Here is a 15,538-nt window from a genome sequence, read left to right on the forward strand (position 1 = left end):
CATTCATTACCGTATCGCTAACCCGTTCTCACGGGGACAGCGGCAGGTGGGCAGTTCGGCTGGGGCGGCACCCCCTTGAAAAAGTATCGAGGGGGCCCAAAGATCGGCTCAGGCGGGACAGAACTCCGCCGGTGAGGGCAAAGCCAAAAGCCGGTCTGACTGAATTCCCAATGATACGGAATACAGAGGCGAAAGCCGGGCTTAGCGATCCATCGTGTCCCCACTATTGGGGGCCGGTGGTGACAGAAAAGTTACCCTAGGGATAACAGGCTCGTCGCGGGCGAGAGCTCCCATCGACCCCGCGGTTTGGTACCTCGATGTCGGCTCTTCCCATCCTGGTTCTGCAGCAGGAGCCAAGGGTGGGGCTGCTCGCCCATTAAAGGGGAACGTGAGCTGGGTTTAGACCGTCGTGAGACAGGTCGGTCTCTGCCTGACAGGGGCGTGGTTGTCTGAGGGGAAGTCGCCCCTAGTACGAGAGGAACAGGGCGGCGAAGCCTCTGGTTTACCAGTTGTCCGACAGGGCAAGCTGGGCAGCTAAGCTTCTTAGGATAAGTCCTGAAAGCATCTAAGGACGAAGCCTTTCCCGAGAAAAGACAGCCTTCCGTAAGGAGAAGGGCGGCCATAGAAGATGGCGTTGATGGAATGGGGGTGTAAGCACCAAGCTTCGGCGAGGTGTTCAGCCTGCCATCACCAACAGCCCAACGCACTTGAACCGGATTGCTCCATGCAACCGGTTTTAGTTGGTGGATAGCCATCGGCACCGTTGCCATGGACGCATCTATACAGCCTCGGAACACGCAAAGAACGCGTGAAGCCACTGTTGCGGCGATGTTTTCTGCTATCCTGTGCACGGCGGTCGCGTTTTCCTTTTTTCTCAAACTATTAATCCCGGCTAGCGGGCGCTACTCTGTTTTGGAAATAGTGTGCATGTCCCACAAGGAAGACGTCGACGGCATAGTGTCGGCGGCCCTTGTAAAAGCGGCGTTTAACGCGACTACGATAATACTGTCAGACTACCCGTCGCTCATCCCCAGGCTTGAGAGGCTTGCAGAGAGAAAGATAGGCAAGCTGTTTGTGTGCGACCTCGGGCTTTCCAAGAGAAACGAGGAGAAATTTGCAGAGATACTCGGCAGGATAGCCAAGGACGCTGATGTTACTTACATCGACCACCACGACATATCGCCTGCCATCAAAAAAGCGCTGAAAAAGTCAGGCGTGAAACTCGTGCACACGATAAAAGAATGTACGAGCGTGCAGGTGTACAGCAAGTACAAAGCCAAGCTGCCGGCGCACGCCGCGTTTTTGGCGGCCATGGGCGCGCTCACAGACTACATGGAGGCAAAACCAAAGGCAAAGCTGCTGGTCCCGCGCTACGACAGGCAGTTTCTCATGCTAGAGGCAACTGCAACGTCTTATATGATATCTGCAAGCCAGAAGGACGACGAGTTTTTGTTCAGGATTGTCGACACCCTTTCCAGGATGAAATACCCGCACGACGTCAAGGAAGGATTTGAGCGCGCAGAAAAGTATGCCAGAAAGGTGGCAAACGCTGTCGACACCATCCAGGGAAGCATTGTTACTTTGCAGAACCTTGCGCACGCACCAAGCACCGTCGACCTGTCGTCTAGCATGGTGGTGAATTTCGTGCTTGGATCATCCGGCAAGCCGGCTGCGATGGTCTACAAGCTGAAGGAGGACATTGGCTCGTACGTGGTCTCTATACGCGGGTCGAAAAAGTGCAAGGTGCACCTTGGCAGGCTCGTCAACGAGATAACGACGGAGCTTGGGGGAAGTGGCGGCGGCCACGACAAGGCTTCCGGCGCAGTGGTGCCAAAGGCCAGGCTGGACGAGTTCATCAAGATTCTCGACTCCAAGATAGCCTAGATTTCCACGATAAACTCTACTTCGACTGCGCTCTGGAGCGGCAGGCTGCCGACGCCGACTGCGGCCCTGGCGTGCTTGCCTTTCTCGCCAAACACCTGCACCAGAAGGTCCGACGCGCCGTTTATGACCTTGGGCTGGTCCGCAAACGACGGCTCGCAGTTGACAAACCCTGTCACTTTAACGACGCGCTTTATCCTGTCAAGGCTTCCAAGCGCCGCTTTGAGCTGCGCAAGCGCGTTTATTGTGCACAGCTTGGCGGCTTCCTGGCCCGTCTCTACGGGCAGGTCCTTGCCCACCTTGCCCCTGAACTTTACCTGGCCTGCTTCAAGCGGTATCTGGCCGGCCACAAACGCCAGGTTGCCTGAGATGACGACAGGCACGTACGAGCCTGCAGGAGCTGGAGGCGACGGCAGGGCGATGCCAAGCGAGGACAGCTTTTCTTCTATCATTGCGCCTTATCCCCAACCGCAGTTATTTTACTGTTAAAAAGCGAATGCTTTTAAAATGCCTCATTTCCATTTAGGGGTGGCAATGTGCGCTCATCACGACAAGCCATCTAGCGGATACCAGATGACCGGCGTTGCGTGGTCTGTACTTGTGATGGGCGTTTCGCTTGCAATCATTTTCCTGCTCTGGATGTGGTTTGGCTACATCGGCCCCAAGTTCTCTGACGAGGTGCTCATCGAGCAGCAGGCAGCCCTGAGAGAGCAGTACGGCTTTGAGCCGCTTCCTGCAATAACTCCAGAAGAAGCGCAGATACCGCCTTCGCTTCGGAACCTAAAGTAGGTCCTCGTCTATAGTTTCAATCTTGTCCACGTACTGATTGCAGTCGCAGCCAGGCACGGAGCACCTTCCCACCCTGAGCAGAGAATCAGAAGCTGTCGAGTCGGTGTGCGCCTGGTGGGTGTGGTGGCACCTTATGCAGTTCATCGCCATATCAGAAAGTGTCTGGGCAAATAAACGCAGCGAAACAAAGGCTTATACGTAATTTCCATACGCAACTTGCCGTGGAATATGGCGATTACCTGAGGCGCTACGTGAGCAGGACTTCCAAGTCGAGGCGCCTCTTTTTGCGCGCGCAAAAGCTGTTTCCAGGAGGCATCAGCCACAACATCAGGTATTTCGAGCCGTACCCGTTCTTTGCAACAGGCGCAAGGGGCAAGCAGCTGCGCGACGCCGACGGCAACACCTATACGGACTACTGGATGGGCCACTGGGCTCTCATCCTCGGGCACTCGCCTGCTCCGGTTGCAGGCGCTCTTTCAAGGCAGGTGAAAAACGGCACGCTTTACGGCGTCACAAACGACGCATCAGTCGAGCTTGGAGAGGCAATACAAAAGATAATGCCTGCCGCAGAGAGCATGCGCTTTTGCAGCACGGGCTCGGAGGCCACGATGTACGCAGTCAGGCTTGCAAGGGCGAAGACAGGAAGGCGCGTGATTGCAAAGGCCATCGGCGGATGGCACGGTTTCAATACGACATTAATGCAGACGGTAAACTATCCGTTTGAGGCAGAGGAAGGGCCCGGCCTCGTGCAGGACGAGGAACAATATGTGGAGTCGATACCGTTCAACGACCTTGAAGGCTCGCTCAAGGTGCTTGAAAACATCAAGGACGACCTTGCGTGCATCATAATAGAGCCTTTCCTTGGAGGGGCAGGCGGCATACCCCCTGTAGATGGGTACCTGAAAGGCCTGCAAGAGTTTGCCAAAAAGAACGGCGCGCTCTTTATCCTAGACGAGATAGTGACTGGATTCAGGCTGTCGCTCAAGGGCGCAGCGCACAAGTACGGGCTAGAGCCCGACCTTTTCACTCTGGGCAAGATATGCGGCGGCGGCATGCCAATTGGCGTCGTCTGCGGAGACAGGGAAATAATGGCCCTTGCAGACCCGGTGGCAAGGCGCGACAAAGAAACAAGATGTGCGATTGGCGGAGGCACGTTTTCTGCAAACCCTGTCACGATGGTAGCCGGCAGGGCCACGCTTGACTTTCTTGCAAAGAACAGGCAGGTCTACGCCAAGATAGACAGGCTGGGTGAGATGGCGCGAAAAGGCCTGACAAAGATATTTGCGGACGCCAGGATACAGTGCCAGGTCACAGGCTCAAACTCGCTCTTTCTCACCCACTTTACAAAGAACAACGTGAAAGACGCGACAGACGTCGCAACATCTGACAGAGTGCTTTTGACAAAATACCACCTGGCGCTGATGGCAGAGCACGGCATATTCTTTTTGCCCACCAAGATGGGCGCCATTTCGTTTGCGCACGGAGAACCCGACGTCAAGAAACTGCTTGCAGCCACAGAGTCGCTCGTGCAGGCCGGGCTTTTTACGTAGCACTGCATTGCAGTGCAATCGCAAACCTTCTTAGATGCCGGTGCGAAATACCGCCGTGAAAGACGGCCACGACGACCTTGTCAGGGACTATGGCACGGTGCTCAGGGAGTGCGCCATACTCATAGTCATATCGGGCATATTGTTTGGCTTTCTGCTCAACATAACTGTCAGCCCGCCAGAAAACCTCAGCACGGTCAACATGGTCGCCCTGCTGGTCGCCATGTTTTCCATAACCGTGGCAACGTCGTTCTTTGCCATGCCGGTCATCTACCACCACCTGCAGTACCCGTACACCGACATCGAAAAGTTCAAGATGAGGAGCCACAGGTTCATAATATTCGGGCTCGTGCCGACAGGAGTAACTCTGTACCTGGGCCTTGCAATAGCCCTGTCCTCGCTTCTTGGCGAGTTTGCCTTCGTGCCGGCCACGTTTCCCTTCATAATCGTGTATGCGCTGTTCCGCATGAGGAAATAGCCCAACACTTAAAAGGCGGATAAAAATCATCCATGAAACGTACATGGCCGCGCGCAAGAACACGTCGCGCAAGAAGCGACTGATGAAAAAGACCAGGCAGAACCAGCCGGTTCCGGCGTGGATTATCATCAGGACAAAGAGGAAGGTCAGGACCAACCCCAAGCGCAGGATATGGCGCAGGTCTGACGTGAACGTCGGCTAGGTGATAGTATGTCAGTAGAAGAGAACCTTACACGCGTTTACACCATCAACCTCGGAAGGGCATGGATAACTCCAGAGCACAAGAGGACCGACAGGGTGATAAACATCATCCGCGAATTCGCTGAAAAGCACATGAAGTCAAGCGACATCAAGCTTGACCAGGACCTGAACAGGCAGGTCTGGAGCAGGGGCAAGACAAACCCGCCGAGGAAGGTCAGGGTAAAGATGGTAAAAGACGAGGACGACGTGGTGACAGTCTCGCTTTACGAGGAGCCCGTCGAGTCTGCGCCGGCAGCAGAAGAAAAGCCGGCTGAAGCAAAGGCAGAGGCCCCGTCTGAAAAACCTGCAGAGGTCGAGGCAAAAGCCGAGACCAAAGAACCAAAGGCAGACTAGTGGACCGTCCAGTCCACCCAGTACTCGTATTCTCCGCCGTGGCCCCACGTGTCCCAGTAAAAGTCAGGGCTGTCATAAGTTCCGCCTTCAAACAGCGCGCCGGGACCCGGCACCTGGACCGTGAGCGTCGAGGGCGTGAACAGGTCGTCGTTCCACCAGTCCCTCATCTCGTTGAATATCTTGTCGACGATGTACGCGCCTATCTCGCCGGCGATGTACCCTATGATGAGCCCGCCGACTCCCGGCGAGACCCCCTGCCCGCCGACCATCGCCGCTTCTTTGACCTTCTGCTTGACGTACGGCTCTAGCTTGTCAGCCATCTTGTTCAGAAATTCCGTGTAGCCGCCGCTGTCGACTTCGACCAGGACGAGCGTCGCGATGAAGGTCTTGGGCCATATCCCGTCTGTCTGGTTCAGGTCAAGCTCGTAGATCACCTTGCCCTCCCAGTCAGACCAGTTTCCGTCGTCGTAGTAGCCGCCGAGATCTTTTTTGTTTATCTTCTTGACGTTGCCGTATGTGTCTACCAGAGTGCCGCCTATCGCCATCTCGTCCTCGCCGTACTCGTTGCCCCCGACGCCGTTTGTCTCGTCGATGCAGTGCAGCTTTATCATCCGGAGCGAGAGCTTGCTGACAGGGTCGGGGCTTCCAAGGTACGCGCCGACGTCCGGGTGCCACCTTACTGTTCCGCCCTGAAACTTGCTGTACTTGCCCTTGCCGTCCGGCGCGTCCATCTCGTCTGTCACAGGATAGCCCAGGAAACTCTGCTCCCAGCCGGCGTTTTTCCAGAACTCCCTTATTGCGCCGTGTACTTCGTGGGCTCCTGTCTTCCAGCTGAAATAGATGGAGCCGTTCTGGAAGTGGTTGTACCGGCCAATCCCGTCAGGCGTCGTCAGCTCGTCGGTGACGGGATATCCCAGGAAACTTTTTTCCCAGCCAAGGCTCTTCCATTTCTGCCTTATCCCGCCGTGCACTTCAAACGCGCCAAGGTTGGGGTGCCAGTATATCGAGCCTTCTGCAAATATCCCCTTCTTGAAGTGGTTGTACCGGCCCTTGCCGTCCGGCGTCTTCATCTCGTCGGTTGTTGGGTAGCCAAGCACTCCCTGCTCCCAGCCCGTCGCCTTCCACTTTTCCTTTATTGCCCCGTGCACCTCGTGCGCCCCGTACTTGGGGTGCCAGTAGATAGAGCCGTTCTTGTAATGTCGATAGCGTCCCTGCCCGTCAGGCGCCCAGTGCTCCTCGGAAACGGGCGGGCCGAGAAACCCCTTTTCGCCTCCAAGCTCTTTGTACTTTTTTGTTATCGCCTGGAGCTTTTCGTATTCCTTGACTGCTGCCGCCACGTCGGCCACGCCGGACTCTTCAAGCGTCATGGCAGACATTGCCGCGCTGACAACGCCTGCGCGGCTAGAGCCCCCGTTTGCAGAGCGCAGCCTGACCGCGCTAAGCGAGCGGTAATAGCCCGCAAGGCCGTCCATCGACACGCCCCTGCGCGCCTTTGGCAGTTTTGCTACCTGGGTTTGCACAGGCACGCTCGAAGCTAGGTTCACGGCTGCAAGCCTGCCGTAGTAGGCCCTTCGCCATGATTGTGTCGACTTGATCCTGTGCATCACCTTTGTCCGGGCGGCCTGTTGCTTGTACGCATGAAGCTCTTTGAACCTTGCAAGAAAGAGCCGCTCAAACGAGTCGCCTCGCGCAAGAGGGTAGGCCTTTGGCTCAAAGTGGTGCGCCACTGCCTTGTCCATTGCAAGCTGCAAAGTCTTGAAGACCTCGTCGGCTATAGCCTTGACCTGCGGGTTTCGGATAACCACCCCTTGCGAGATGCTTATAGTATTCACGGCTCGTAAACAAGTTGCAGAATATTTATCCAGAACAGATTTTGCTTCTATGAAAAATCTGCTGCCTAATGTTGCAGAACAATTGTCAGAAAATTTAAAACAGGTGCGCGCGATTGCTTTTCGCATGCCCATGGACGTCTGCCCTATCTGCTACAAGTTTTTGCAGAGCATCTACGACAGGAAAAAGATGAGAGAGGTAAGGCTTGACGAAAACAAACCGTGCATGAGCAGCTACCACAAAAAGCTGACAGATTCTTTCAAGTCTTGAAGTGGCATATCTCGCACTTTTCAAACACGGTGCCGTCAAGGTGGTCAAAGTGCGCGCCGCAGTCCCGGCAGGTGTGGTGAATGTCGGTGTAGCCGTCAGGCGCGGTGAAGCTGTTGCCGGTCAGCTTTTGGCTCTTGCAAACTATGCACCGGCAGCCGCAGGCGATCTCCAACGCCGGTTGCTTGCAGGTTTTGTTATAATAACCTATTCGATTACCGGGATTGCCAGCTGGATTTCCGGCGCCGAGTCGGGCTCTTCCCAGTCAAGGTGGCTTTCCATCGGGATGATGTCGCCAAGCGGGTCGTAGGCGTCAAAGCGCGTCTTTTGCGGTGCAGACGCCACGAGGCTGACCCTGACTCCGTCGCCAGCCGGAAGCGACGACATTGCCACTTCAGTCGTGCCCTCTTCCTTGAATATGCCTCTTGCACAAGACACGAGCTGGTTGAGAGCCGATATCGGGAGCTTGTCGCCGCCCATGACATAAAGAACCGTGCGCTTTATCGCGTCGGTCCCTGCCACGTCCTGGTAGAGCATCGAGACAGAGTCCCTCAGAGAAGTTTCAGAGTCGCCGGGCTTGCTCGTGCACAGTATGTTCATGTCCGGCCTTGCACCCTGCGACGAGAGCGACGAGACGACGCCTATGATGGCGCTGTTTGTGAGGGAGTAGCATTCCTCCTTTGAGAGATCGGAATTGTTGTCCAAGAACGCGTCGTTGTCCATGACGATGGTTGAATGAGACGATTCCCGGACGCGCCTTAAAGCCACGCCGGCGTTGAACAGTCGGTCTTTCTCAAAGCCAAAGGGCATCACTGCAAATGTAATGACGGTGTCTGCAGACTTTGCCAAGTTGCACACGATGGGCGCCATCGCCGCGCCGGCCCTGCCTGCCAGGTTTGCCATCACGATGACCGTGCTATAGCCTTCCATCTTGGCCCTCAGCTGGTCGGCCTTGCCCTGCGCAAAAGAGCGGAGCTTGAGAGTGGAAGGGTTGACGTACTTGCCCGAATTGACAAACACCGAGTTCTCGTCTGCAAGGTCGCGCTTGTCGTTGCTCACGATGAGGCAGTCGCACTCGATTGCCTTTTTCGCTTCACGCGCAAGTTTTGCTCCGGCGCCGCCAATGCCCACGACTAGAATCGGACCTGAAATTTGAAGATCAGACATGCTACCCGTACTCCCCCGTCGTCAGTAGCTGGCGAAAGTTAAAAAGCTTTGGAGGTAGGCTACAGGCCGCCAGTGGTTTAACAATTTTGAGCTCTTACAGGATCGCGCGGGCCTTGAGCGAAAAGCTGGAAAAATCATGAACGCGCACGCGGATTTTTGCACCAAGCTCCGCAGGTCCGTCCAGCACCACCGGCTTGTATGCGTAGTTTCTGCCCTGGGCGACCTTGCCCACTTCGTCGACTATTATCTCGCCCTCCCATCCAATCCAGGCAGAGTTGCGCTTCTTGGCAATCTTGCGCGCAAGCGCAGTGGCTTTCCTTGACCTTTCCTTTGCCACCTCGGTTTTCACCCTGCCCTTTGAGCGTGCAGCCTCCGTCCCGGGTCTTGCGCTGTAGCGGGAGATGTTGACCACGTCAGGCTCCGTCTCCCTCAGCAGGTCGAGTGTGCGCTCAAAATCCTCCTCGGTCTCGCCGGGAAAGCCCACGATGATGTCAGTCGACACCGTAAAGTCGGGCATCCTCTCACGGAACGCCCTCACCGAGTCTGCAAACACCCTTGCCGTGTGGCCCCGCTTCATCTTCCTCAATACAGGCTCGCTCCCGCTCTGGACGGGCATGTGCACGAACCTGAACAGCTTGTCGCTTTTCGCAAAGGCGTCCACCATGCGCCCAAGCATGCCGGGCATGTACTGCGGGTTGAGCATGCCTATTCTCATCTTAAAGTCTCCCTCAACCTCAGAGCACGCTTGCAAGAGCTCTGCAAGGTCCGAATCAAGGTCCCGGCCGTAGCAGCCGCTGTCAGTAGACGTGAGCCAGACCTCCCTGCACCCGTCTGCCACGTCCTGCCTCACCTGCCTGACGATGTCGCCGGGCCGGTAGCTATAAAGCTCGCCCTTTGCAAGCTTTGTCTGGCAGAAGGTGCACTCGCTCAGGCACCCGCTTGCAATCTCGACGATGCTGACTGCGGGGTTTATCCTGACCCGGGGTATGCTGACCTTGGCAACCTTGGAGTCTGAAAGCGCTACCAGTCTGCTTCCGGAAAGCGCAGAAGCGACCACGTCTGCCGATTTATCAATCGAATGCGGGCCCATCAATGACGCGCCGGCGTTGAGCGACTCTACAAGCGCCCTGTCGGCCTTTGGGAGGCAGCCGGCAACGACAAGCGGCTTGCCTGTTTTTGATAATTGTTTTATGCGGTGGACCATCTTGTGCTCCGTCGTGTCCTTGACAGAGCATGTGACTATCAGGTTCACCATGCCTTCTTTTCTGCTCTGTGCAAGTTCATAGCCTGCGCCCTTTAGCAGGCCGGCTATCATCTCCGAGTCGGCCATGCTTGCCGAGCAGCCGTACGCCTCAAGCCAGACCTTGCCCTTTGGCCTATTCAGGACCTTTATCGATTCTATCAGCTTGGGCTTGAGCGAGCGGACGTACATTTCTGCTCGCGGTTAGCTTTTCTTGGTTTAAAAATCATGTCTTTTGCGGCTTGTTCTGCGACCAGATCTCCGACAGGACTGCAACATAAGTCGTGACAAGCGTGCCGGACTCCATGTTTTCGCGGTGGTTTTCCATGTCGTTTCCAAACGCCATGGTGAGCGCCTTTGGCATCTTCAGGTACTCGTTCATGTATATGAGGAGCGAATAGTACATCAGCTTCATCACGTCGCTTTTGTCGGCGGCGGTCAGCTTCATGCTCTCCTTGACGTTTGCGGCGACCAGCTCAAACTTGGGCGACAGCGACGCCTTTTCTCCTTCGAGCCTTATCGCTTCCATGTAGAGTAGGTCTTCAATCGCAGACGCGGTCTCTTCGATACGCTGCTCGTCAGACACGGCCTGCCACCGCCTTGTAGCTTGCAACAAAGTCGGGGTCGACTATTCCCTGCACCACGTAAGGCCTGCCGTCTGAGAGCGTGATGTCCATCGCGACTGCGCTGTAGGGTATGTCAAACTGCTCCACCTTGCCAGGGTCTTCGGTTTCAAACACTTTTTCGCACGAGTCGTCGCAGGAAAAGCCGTAGACCTTGCTTATCTTCCTGTGGCCGGAGCCTGCAGCCCTTCCCCCTGCAGAGCCCCTCGACTCTTCCACCATGAGTATGAAAATCTCGTTTCGGGACTTTTTGTCAAGCGCGACATCAGCCTGCGCGACCACCAGCTTGCGCTGCGGCAGCTGGAGTATCTCGTCTATCGACACGGGGTACGTGGCGCGCCTGCGCTATAATACGTTAGCGCAGGTCCTCGAGCTTTTGCTTTTCTTCTCTGAGTTTCTTTATCGACCACGGCAGGCCGAACCAGAGCGGTATGAAGAAAAAGAAAAAGTAGAACCCGCTGAGCAAGAGAATGGCTGAAACTGCAATCGACGCTAAAGAAACTGTCAGAAGGATCAGCGGCAGGGCGCTGCTCTTTTTTGCAGCCATTGCAAGTACTTGGCGGTTTGTTCTATTAACCCTAATCCCGCGTCGCAATAAATATAACATCTCGCAGGCTTTCAGAGGGCATGGCAAGAACACTTTCTTCCCCTCAGGTCTTAAAAACAGGGATGCAGGCGCCCGGCTTTACGCTCAAGGGCGTCGACGGCAAGATGCACTCGCTTTCCGAGTACAAGGGCAAGTCGACGCTTGTAATTTTCATGTGCAACCACTGCCCGTTTGTCAAGGCAAGGATAAACGAAATAGTCGAGCTTCAGTCCAAGTTCAAGCCGTCAGAACTTCAAATAATCGGCATCAACAGCAACGACCCGAACTACCAGGACGAGGGCTTTGACAACATGGTCAAGTTCGCCAAAGAATACAGGGTCAATTTCCCGTACCTGATAGATGACAGCCAGGACGTTGCGCGCGCCTACGGCGCGGTCTGCACGCCGGACCCGTTCCTTCTTGACGCAAGCGGAAAACTGGTGTTCCATGGCAGGATAAACGACGCGATGGAGCCGGAGGCAAAGCCCAAGGTGCCTGTCATGGAAAACAACGTCAGGGCTCTTCTTGCGGGCAAAAAGATAGAGAAGGACTTTGACCCGTCCATCGGCTGCTCGATAAAGTGGAAGAGCTAGCCGTACTGGTAGACGACGCCCTTCTCACCACGCGGGTGGCGCCACTCCGTTTCCCTGGCGCAGGTCCCGCACTCGATGCACGGCTCGTGCTGCAGGACCACCTTGCCGTCTTCAAGGCTGTAGCACTTTGTGGGGCACAGCGTCACAAGTTTCTTCATAAACTCCGACTCGGCATCTAGCACCCGGATGTGGGGCTGCCTATCGTCGTCGTATTTGAGACGTGCGACGCGCTCGGCCACGCTTGGTATCGTCGGCTCGTAGGTCTTTTGCACCTGCTTTCCAAGCCTCTCGGCTATCTCTATCGGCACCTGTACGTACGTCTCCTCAGATTCTACAAGGGGCAGGAGCTTGTCGTAGCCAAGCATGTTGGCAAGCCCGACTGCAAGACCCCGGAACGCGCTTGACGACATCAGCCTGAACACCACGCCGTAGCGCTGGCCGACGATGTCCTTTGGCACGTCCTTTGTGGCGTCAAGGAACGTCTTCAGGTAATCCTTGTCTATCTCGCGCATGTCACGCGTATAGGGGCTCTTTTCGACTTCCTGCGCGTACTGCTCGCCCATGTACTCGGGCGCAAAGTTGTTCCTGTCGATAGCCTTTGCGACTGCATCTGCCGCGCGAACAGCATCGTCAATCCCGACGTTGAGGCCCTCTATCCTCGGTCCGATAAAGACGCCCCTTCCGGCCGCGTCGCCTATGAACAGTATGTTATTGTGGTAGGGCTTTTTCATGGCGCAGCGCTTGCCGTCCGGCACGAGTTTAGTAGAGTATTCAAGTTCCACATAGTCTGTCACAAATTTCGTGCCGTACTTTGTCTCAAGCTCTGCCTTTATCAAGTCAAGGCGCGACTTTATCTCAGCATCTGACTTGTATTTCCCGCCCTCGACAAGTTTGCTCCTTGCAGCAGGCGAATAGTAGGAATCGCGAAGCTCGTTCCAGGTCTTTATCAGCTTGCTCACGGCAAACCTTGCGCGCAGCTGCTCCTCCTTTGGAAGGTCCCGGTCTATCTCCTGCTTGACTGCCACCTCGTCTTTTATCATGTCTGCAACAAGCGGGTCTTGCAGGAGTGCGTTTACAAGCGCCGAAGGTTCTGCAGGCTTTTCGACAAGCGAGTCGAAATGGTAGACGGCGCCGACTGACAGCGTGTCGCGGTTTGTATACAGAAATCCGCCGCCGATGTGCCCGAGCGTCACGTCGCCGGCAAAAAGGTGCGCCGCGCCCTCGCCGGGCCCGATGCCAAAGCGCTCCTCAAGTATCTGCTCCGGCAGTTTCACGACGACCTTGACGCCCTGGTACAGCTGCTGCGGCGTGAACTTGCTCCTTGCGCCCGTCATCTCGGCGATTTCAGAATTTACGCCGTCAGCAGCAATCACCGCCTTTACATCAAAAGGTTCCAGCTCGTCTGTCTCTATCACTGCGCGCCCGTCGCTCCAGCCCACCGACCTGACGTGCACGCCTGACACTAGGCCTCCGCCCTGCTTTTCTGCGGCTTCGACTGCGCGCCTTGCAAACCAGGGGTTCAGCCTGCCAAGCAGGACTGAATACCCAAAGTTTGACTGGTACTCGTGCGCCTTTGTAAGGTCGATAGCAAAGTCTTTGTCCTTCGACGCGGCGTGCAGGATGTATCGGGTTATCTTGCGTTCGACCGGCGCTTCTTTCTCGAAATTCTCGTATAGGTCCTCGACGTTGTGCGTCTTGCCCTGCCTCGGCTTTTTCGAATACAGTATGCCGCCGGACACGTTCTTTGTGCCCACCTGCCTGCCTGCTTCTATCAGGACTGCCTGCTTGCCAAGGTCTGAGAGCCTCTTGAGCGCGGCGAGACCCGCAGAGCCCCCGCCCACGACCGCGACGTCGTAGCGCTCTGTCATCTTCTGGCCTCCACTTTTGGCCTGAGCGCCCTGAGCTCTTCTAGGAGCGCCGGGATGACATCTTCCATCCTGCCCTTGATGAACATGTCGCACTCGCCTTTTATCGGAGCTTCTTCGTCCGGGTTTATTGCAATCACAAATTCCGACTCTTTCATGCCGGCAAGGTGGTGCATCGCGCCGCTGATTCCGGCGGCAACGTACAGCAGAGGGATTACTTTGCGGCCGCTCGTGCCCACGACCCTGTCGGGGATCATGTAGGTAGAGCTCGCGCTCTCGCTCACGGCGTAGGGCTTCTTTGATATCGGCAGCGACACTCCCACTTCCGCGTCTATCTCTTTTGCAAGCTCGGCAGCAAGCCTGATGTTCTGCTCGGGCGCGTCCTTGATTCCGCGGCCAAAGCTGACGACTGCCTTTTTGCTGTCAAAGTCGACCTTGCTCTTCACTATCTTCCTGCCTATCACCTTCACCTGCAGGTCGCGGGGATCAAACGACGGCGAGTAGTCCACAATCACCCCTTTCCTCGACTGGTCCCGCTCGATGGGCGCAAACACGCCGGGTATTATGCTGCAGGCCTGCGGGTAGTACTCCCTTGCTATGTCGGGGTTGCGGTTGTCAAGGCACAGGATGGTGGTCCACAAAAAGCCGGAAAAGTCAGGCCTGTACATTTCAAGCGTGCGCTCGTACGTCTCTTCCTTGCCCTTTGTCTTGTGCTGGTGCATTATCTTGAGGTCGCTTATCACCAGCTTGTTGATGTCAGAGGCAAGGCCCGAGTCAAGCTCTGCCATGACAGTCGACGAGAGCTGCCGGCCGATGTTGTCTGCTGCAAAGAACATGTAGCGGGGCTTGGCAAAGTCTGTTGATTTTGGCGAGAATTTCAGCACGAGGTTCCTGTCAGCCGCTATCCTGCTGATGACCTTGGTATCGACGATATTTCGCGTGTATTCAAGCTCGGGGCTTTCTGCATATATGACCGCGTCGGCGCCGTAGGATATCAGCTCGTCGCAGAGCTTGCGCGCGTTGCTCCCAAGGACTACTGCCACCACCTTTTCGTCGGTGTTGTATTTCTTGTTGTAGCCGTCCATTAATCGCCGGGCTTCACCTAGCATCTCCAGGCTGACTGGGACTGGTTTTCCGGCGTCGTGCTCTATCACGACGTAGAGGTGCTCGTACTTCATTTGATGACCATGCCTCCGAGCACTTCGTGGATTTTTGCAGCCACCCTGCGAAGCTCGTCCCTGCTAGAGCCGTCAATGACTTCGGCCTTTCTGCTTGCCTTTGCCTTTGGTATCTTTTCCACCTTGTAGACTATGGTGGGCGAGCCGGGAAGCCCGACCAGCTTGGGGTCGACTCCAAGCTCCTGCGCGTTGAACGTCTTTAGATACTGCTTGGAGTTTGCGACGCGCGTGCGCGCTTCCTGGCTGTACTTTTCAAAAGCCAAGCGCTGAGAGACGGTGTTGAAATGCGGCTTGTAGGAAGGATCTATTGCGATAAAGACTGGAAGCGGCGCCTCGACCTCTTCGATGATGTCGTAAAAGCCCTGCAGGCTGACCAGCCTCTTTGCGCGCACCACGCGCCGGTCCATGTCAACATCGTAGTCTATGACGTGCCCAAGGAATGTAAAGCCAAGCTTCCACGCAGTCTGCGGCCCCGTCTGGCCGGTCTCGCCGTCAGAAGCCCGGTGGCCCGAGAAGACGATGTCCATCTTGCCGTCCATCTTGGCGATGCCGGCGCGAAGGGTCTCTGCAGTTGCAAGTGTGTCGGCGCCTGCAAACGACCTGTCGCTGTACAGGTGGAGCATGTCTGCGTCGCATATTGCCTGCGCCTGTGCAAGGGCCGCGTCTGCTATAGGCGGGCCCATCGTTCCGACTCCGACCCACGCGCCGAACCTGACCTTGGCATAAAATGCGGCCTGACACGCTATTGCGCTGTGCGGCCCGAGTATGCTCTTTGTCTCGGCGCGGTTTAAGGTGCCGTCGGCGTTGTAGCTGACGTTTCCTTCAGAAAAGTCCGGTTCAAGCTTGATTATCACTGCGACTTTGAGGTCTGACATCTGGTTGCGCCCTTTACTTCCATTT

At 56.0% G+C, this 15,538-nt stretch carries 20 protein-coding genes and 1 rRNA gene; 9 read left to right on the top strand and 12 right to left on the bottom strand.

The window, feature by feature from the left end; all coding sequences use genetic code 11:
- A 23S ribosomal RNA gene (locus HXY31_RS04125) occupies positions 1–714 on the top strand; the annotation flags it as partial.
- Between the two features lie 207 nt (positions 715–921).
- Entirely contained in the window at positions 922–1,884 is a 963-nt protein-coding gene (locus tag HXY31_RS04130) for a DHHA1 domain-containing protein (protein WP_292640169.1), read from the top strand.
- Here the strand turns inward: HXY31_RS04130 and HXY31_RS04135 are convergent.
- Positions 1,881–2,333: a RidA family protein gene (locus tag HXY31_RS04135; RefSeq protein WP_292640012.1), complete on the bottom strand. Its 453-nt coding sequence runs from the start codon at positions 2,331–2,333 to the stop codon at positions 1,881–1,883. The genes HXY31_RS04130 and HXY31_RS04135 overlap by 4 nt on opposite strands.
- A 76-nt stretch (positions 2,334–2,409) precedes the next feature.
- On the opposite strand from HXY31_RS04135, the gene HXY31_RS04140 reads away from it, so the two are divergent.
- Positions 2,410–2,670, top strand: coding sequence for a hypothetical protein (locus HXY31_RS04140; protein ID WP_292640014.1), 261 nt, complete (start codon positions 2,410–2,412; stop codon positions 2,668–2,670).
- Here HXY31_RS04140 and HXY31_RS04145 read toward each other — a convergent pair.
- Positions 2,662–2,814, bottom strand: coding sequence for a hypothetical protein (locus HXY31_RS04145; protein ID WP_292640016.1), 153 nt, complete (start codon positions 2,812–2,814; stop codon positions 2,662–2,664). The two genes, HXY31_RS04140 and HXY31_RS04145, sit on opposite strands and share 9 nt — an antisense overlap.
- Positions 2,815–2,891: 77 nt before the next feature.
- Between HXY31_RS04145 and HXY31_RS04150 the strand changes: the two genes are divergently transcribed.
- From HXY31_RS04150 to HXY31_RS04165, 4 genes are read left to right on the top strand one after another with little or no spacing between them, the layout of a single operon-like run.
- Complete coding sequence (locus tag HXY31_RS04150) at positions 2,892–4,220, top strand: aspartate aminotransferase family protein (protein WP_292640018.1); 1,329 nt, start codon at positions 2,892–2,894, stop codon at positions 4,218–4,220.
- Positions 4,221–4,254: 34 nt separating this feature from the next.
- Positions 4,255–4,695 (top strand): DUF6328 family protein, encoded by a 441-nt coding sequence (locus HXY31_RS04155; RefSeq protein WP_292640020.1) that lies wholly within the window; start codon positions 4,255–4,257, stop codon positions 4,693–4,695.
- 43 nt (positions 4,696–4,738) lie between these two features.
- Complete coding sequence (locus HXY31_RS04160; protein WP_292640021.1) at positions 4,739–4,897, top strand: 50S ribosomal protein L39e; 159 nt, start codon at positions 4,739–4,741, stop codon at positions 4,895–4,897.
- Positions 4,898–4,905: 8 nt separating this feature from the next.
- Positions 4,906–5,289 carry a 50S ribosomal protein L31e gene (locus tag HXY31_RS04165; protein WP_292640023.1) on the top strand — a complete coding sequence of 128 codons (384 nt, stop codon included), beginning with the start codon at positions 4,906–4,908 and terminating at the stop codon, positions 5,287–5,289.
- Here HXY31_RS04165 and HXY31_RS04170 read toward each other — a convergent pair.
- Positions 5,286–7,121, bottom strand: a complete 1,836-nt coding sequence (locus HXY31_RS04170) for a hypothetical protein (RefSeq protein WP_292640025.1) — start codon at positions 7,119–7,121, stop codon at positions 5,286–5,288. The two genes, HXY31_RS04165 and HXY31_RS04170, sit on opposite strands and share 4 nt — an antisense overlap.
- 124 nt (positions 7,122–7,245) lie before the next feature.
- Here HXY31_RS04170 and HXY31_RS04175 point away from each other — a divergent pair, with 124 nt between their 5' ends.
- Positions 7,246–7,389 carry a hypothetical protein gene (locus HXY31_RS04175; RefSeq protein WP_292640027.1) on the top strand — a complete coding sequence of 48 codons (144 nt, stop codon included), beginning with the start codon at positions 7,246–7,248 and terminating at the stop codon, positions 7,387–7,389.
- On the opposite strand, the gene HXY31_RS04180 is transcribed toward HXY31_RS04175, so the two are convergent.
- The 6 genes from HXY31_RS04180 to HXY31_RS04205 form a co-directional block, all read right to left on the bottom strand.
- A complete protein-coding gene (locus tag HXY31_RS04180) occupies positions 7,379–7,561 on the bottom strand; it encodes a hypothetical protein (RefSeq protein ID WP_292640030.1) in 183 nt (60 codons plus the stop codon). The genes HXY31_RS04175 and HXY31_RS04180 overlap by 11 nt on opposite strands.
- 32 nt (positions 7,562–7,593) lie before the next feature.
- Positions 7,594–8,553 (bottom strand): hypothetical protein, encoded by a 960-nt coding sequence (locus tag HXY31_RS04185; RefSeq protein ID WP_292640033.1) that lies wholly within the window; start codon positions 8,551–8,553, stop codon positions 7,594–7,596.
- A 94-nt stretch (positions 8,554–8,647) separates the two neighbouring features.
- Positions 8,648–9,985, bottom strand: a complete 1,338-nt coding sequence (locus HXY31_RS04190; protein ID WP_292640034.1) for a tRNA (N(6)-L-threonylcarbamoyladenosine(37)-C(2))-methylthiotransferase — start codon at positions 9,983–9,985, stop codon at positions 8,648–8,650.
- 34 nt (positions 9,986–10,019) lie between these two features.
- A complete protein-coding gene (locus tag HXY31_RS04195) occupies positions 10,020–10,379 on the bottom strand; it encodes a hypothetical protein (protein WP_292640037.1) in 360 nt (119 codons plus the stop codon).
- Positions 10,372–10,740, bottom strand: coding sequence for a hypothetical protein (locus HXY31_RS04200; protein ID WP_292640038.1), 369 nt, complete (start codon positions 10,738–10,740; stop codon positions 10,372–10,374). Before HXY31_RS04200 ends, HXY31_RS04195 begins: the two co-directional genes overlap by 8 nt.
- A gap of 31 nt (positions 10,741–10,771) precedes the next feature.
- A complete protein-coding gene (locus tag HXY31_RS04205; protein ID WP_292640041.1) occupies positions 10,772–10,963 on the bottom strand; it encodes a hypothetical protein in 192 nt (63 codons plus the stop codon).
- A gap of 80 nt (positions 10,964–11,043) precedes the next feature.
- Between HXY31_RS04205 and HXY31_RS04210 the strand changes: the two genes are divergently transcribed.
- Entirely contained in the window at positions 11,044–11,595 is a 552-nt protein-coding gene (locus HXY31_RS04210) for a thioredoxin family protein (RefSeq protein WP_292640044.1), read from the top strand.
- Here the strand turns inward: HXY31_RS04210 and HXY31_RS04215 are convergent.
- The 3 genes from HXY31_RS04215 to HXY31_RS04225 are packed head-to-tail and all read right to left on the bottom strand — an operon-like array spanning position 11,592 to position 15,513.
- Positions 11,592–13,463: an FAD-binding protein gene (locus tag HXY31_RS04215; protein ID WP_292640047.1), complete on the bottom strand. Its 1,872-nt coding sequence runs from the start codon at positions 13,461–13,463 to the stop codon at positions 11,592–11,594. The two genes, HXY31_RS04210 and HXY31_RS04215, sit on opposite strands and share 4 nt — an antisense overlap.
- Positions 13,460–14,638, bottom strand: coding sequence for an electron transfer flavoprotein subunit alpha/FixB family protein (locus tag HXY31_RS04220; protein ID WP_292640049.1), 1,179 nt, complete (start codon positions 14,636–14,638; stop codon positions 13,460–13,462). Before HXY31_RS04220 ends, HXY31_RS04215 begins: the two co-directional genes overlap by 4 nt.
- Complete coding sequence (locus HXY31_RS04225; protein ID WP_292640051.1) at positions 14,635–15,513, bottom strand: electron transfer flavoprotein subunit beta; 879 nt, start codon at positions 15,511–15,513, stop codon at positions 14,635–14,637. The genes HXY31_RS04220 and HXY31_RS04225 overlap by 4 nt, the downstream gene beginning before the upstream one ends.
- Between the last annotated feature and the right edge of the window lie 25 nt (positions 15,514–15,538).

The organism is Nitrososphaera sp., assembly GCF_013388945.1.
Taxonomy (GTDB): Archaea; Thermoproteota; Nitrososphaeria; order Nitrososphaerales; family Nitrososphaeraceae; genus Nitrososphaera.